The organism is Variovorax sp. 20P10.2.4, assembly GCF_058244205.1.
In genome coordinates this window covers 1-2975 of the sequence record NZ_JBZAYE010000792.1, presented here as the reverse complement: position 1 = coordinate 2975, position 2975 = coordinate 1, and the positions used below count along the sequence as shown (strand labels likewise).

3 protein-coding genes are annotated in these 2975 nt (G+C 71.1%); 1 reads left to right on the top strand and 2 read right to left on the bottom strand.

Going from position 1 to position 2975, the window contains the following annotated elements; translation table 11 throughout:
• Window positions 1–63: 63 nt before the first annotated feature.
• On the bottom strand, window positions 64–1056 hold the full coding sequence (locus AC27VN_RS37605; RefSeq protein ID WP_296789096.1) for a Bug family tripartite tricarboxylate transporter substrate binding protein: 993 nt from the start codon (window positions 1054–1056) through the stop codon (window positions 64–66).
• A gap of 141 nt (window positions 1057–1197) precedes the next feature.
• On the opposite strand from AC27VN_RS37605, the gene AC27VN_RS37600 reads away from it, so the two are divergent.
• On the top strand, window positions 1198–2181 hold the full coding sequence (locus tag AC27VN_RS37600; RefSeq protein ID WP_490879948.1) for a LysR family transcriptional regulator: 984 nt from the start codon (window positions 1198–1200) through the stop codon (window positions 2179–2181).
• Between the two features lie 9 nt (window positions 2182–2190).
• On the opposite strand, the gene AC27VN_RS37595 is transcribed toward AC27VN_RS37600, so the two are convergent.
• The coding region (locus AC27VN_RS37595) for a hypothetical protein (protein ID WP_490879947.1) at window positions 2191–2975 on the bottom strand (785 nt) is incomplete at its 5' end.

Here is a 2975-nt window from a genome sequence, read left to right as displayed (position 1 = left end):
GCGCGCGAGCGCGACGTGCCGCTGCTCACGCTGGCCGACTGAAGCCCGCCGGGCCGGCGGACCTCAGAGCTTGATGCCCGCCGCCTTCACCGTCGGCCCGAGCACCGCCACCTGCTCCTTCACGATGCCCTCGAAACGGGCCGTCGTCTCGGGCTTGGCGACGATGCCCAGCTCGATCAGCTTCTTCTGCACCTCGGCCATGGCCAGCACCTCGTTGCAGGCGGCATGGAGGCGTGCCACCACCTCGGGCGGCAGCTTCGCGGGGCCGCTGAGGCCGAAGAAGTTCTCGAGCACCAGCTTGGGCTGCCCCACCTCGGCGATGGCCGGCACCTCGGGCATCAGCGGCGAGCGCGCGCTGCCCGTGACCGCCAGCGGCACCAGCTGGCCGCTCTTGAAGTACGGCACATAGGCGGTGATCACGTCGATCCCCACGGGGATGGTGTTGGCGATCAGGTCGGTGGTCATCGGCGCGCCGCCGCGGTAGGGCACATGCTCCAGGTGCAGCCCGGTCACGCGGCGGATCAACTCGCCGTGGATGTGGCCGATCGAGCCCGGGCCGCCCGAGCCGAAATCGAGCCGGCCGTCCTTGCGCGCACGGGCTTCCAGGTCGGCGAAGCTCGCGATGCCCGAGCCCTTGCTGGCCATCACCACCAGCGGCGCCGAGCCCAGCGCGGCGATGTGACTGAAGGCCGCGACCGGGTCGTAGGGCTGCTTGTCGAGCGTGAACGGCCCGAGCGCGATCGGCGTGGTGTTCGCGAGCATCAGCGTGTAGCCGTCGGGCGCCGCGGCCGCCACCTGGGCGCCGCCGATGGTGCCACCCGCGCCGGGCTTGTTGTCGATCACCACCGCCTGGCCGAGCCGGCGCGCGAGCTGCTCGCCCATCACGCGCGCCAGGATGTCGCTGGAACCGCCGGGCGGGAAGGTCACGACGATCCTGATCGGCCGGTCGGGCCACTGCGCGAAGGCCGGCAGCGCGAGCGCGGCGGCGCCGGCCGCCAGCAGTTGCAGCGCGCCGCGGCGCGAGGGTCGAGCGAGGGAGAGGTCGGTGGAGTTCATGGCACGGTCCAGCAAGAGCAATGCCCGCACTCTAGGAACGCACCCATGGCACGCCAATCGCTAGCGCCTTATGCGCGGCATAGCAAAGCGCCGGGCCTGCACGATGGCTTGGCACCAAAGCTGTGCAGCGCCCTTCCCTCCATGTCCCGCGCCAACGATCCTTTCGACACCTACCTGCTGCGCGTCTTCGCCGTGCTGCTGGCCGAGCGCAGCGTCTCGCGCGCCGCCACCCGCCTCAACCAGTCGCAGCCGGCCGTGAGCACCGCGCTCAAGCGGCTGCGCGAGATCTTCGGCGACCCGCTGCTGGTGAAGGACAAGCAGCGCATGGTGCCGACCGAGCGCGCGCTGCGGCTCGAAGCCTCGGTGCGCGTGGTGCTCGGCGAGATCGATGCCCTGCTCGCGCCGGCCGACAGCTTCGATCCCGCGACCACGCGGCTGACCTTCCACCTCGGCACGCCCGATTATCTGGCGCCGCCGCTGATGGCCGCGGTGGTGCAGTACCTGCGCGGCACCGCGCCGGGCGCGCGCCTGTTCATGCATCCGCTCGGGCCCGAGTTCGACGTCGAGGCCGCGCTGGCCGACGGCTCGCTCGACGTGGTGGTGGGCAACTGGCCGCAGCCGCCCGAGCACCTGCACACCACCTTGCTGATGGAGGACGAGATCGTCTGCCTGGTCGACCGCGACCACCCGGGCGCGCAGGGCCTCACGCCGAGCGACTACCTGCATGGCGCCCACGTGGTGCCGCAGCTCTACAGCACCCTGCAGCGCGGCGTGGTCGAGAGCCACCTGGCCACGCTGCGCCTGGCGCGCACGCCGACCGTGACGGTGCCCTACTTCTCGATGGCGCCGCAGCTCCTGCCCGGCACCGACCTGATCTTCACCACCAGCCGGCACTTCGCGCAGCACTATGCCGCGCTGCTGCCGCTGGCGATCGTGCCGGCGCCGCTCGACTTTCCGCCGATGCGCTTCTACCAGCTCTGGCATGCCCGCCACCAGCGCGCGCCGGGCCATGTGTGGTTCCGCTCGCTGCTGTCGGCCGTGATGCGCACGGCCGGCGCCACGCGGCATCTGCGGATGCCGCCAGCGAAGGCGGCCGCGGCACCGCTGACCCTGGACCGGACCTGAGCGGCCGCGTCAGCGGCCCAGCCCCTCGCGCTGCCGGTCCTCGCGCTTGAGCGCGAGGTAGGTGTCGAGGTCGATCTCGTGCAGCTGGCGCGGGAACTGCTCGGCGGCCGCGAACCAGTGGCGCTGCCGCAGCTCGGACTGGCCCTTGGCATCGGCCGCGAGGTAGGCATCGAGCGTGAGGAAGTAGCGCATCGCATTGCGCTCCACCAGCCCGCGCATGCCGCGGATGTACTCGGGCTTGCCGTCGGGCGTCTGCCCCACCACCGTGAAGCCGACCTTGTCGCGCCCGAAGGTCGCGAGGTAGGCCTGGGTGGCGAGCTTCACCATCATGCTGTGGTCGTAGCTGTAGCTGAAGTGCAGGAAGCTCTTGTGCTCGTCGAGCGCCACCGCCTCCAAGGTGACGTGGTAATTGCTGGTGCCGAAGGGGCCGCTGGCGGCCGACAGGTCGATCATCAGGTGCTCGGGCGTCGCGCTCGCCACGCGGTAGGCGAAGGGCAGCTCGAAGGCCTGGTCGACCGGCTTGTCGTAGCGCCGCACCACGTAGAGCGTGAGCGTCTCGCGGCCCGGCGCGCCGCTCACGCGGCAGCGCCGGTTGTTGACGTGCAGCAGCATCAGCTCGCACCAGTTGGCCGAGCCCTTGAGCGCGCTGCCGACCTCCGACAGCGGATGCTCGACCACCGCGTAGACATCGCCCTGCAGCCCGTCGGGCGTCTCGATCGAATCGAGCTGTATGGGGCGGCCGAAGCTGCTGCGCTCGAGCTTGTCCTTGATCTGCTTGTGCCGGGCACGCAGGG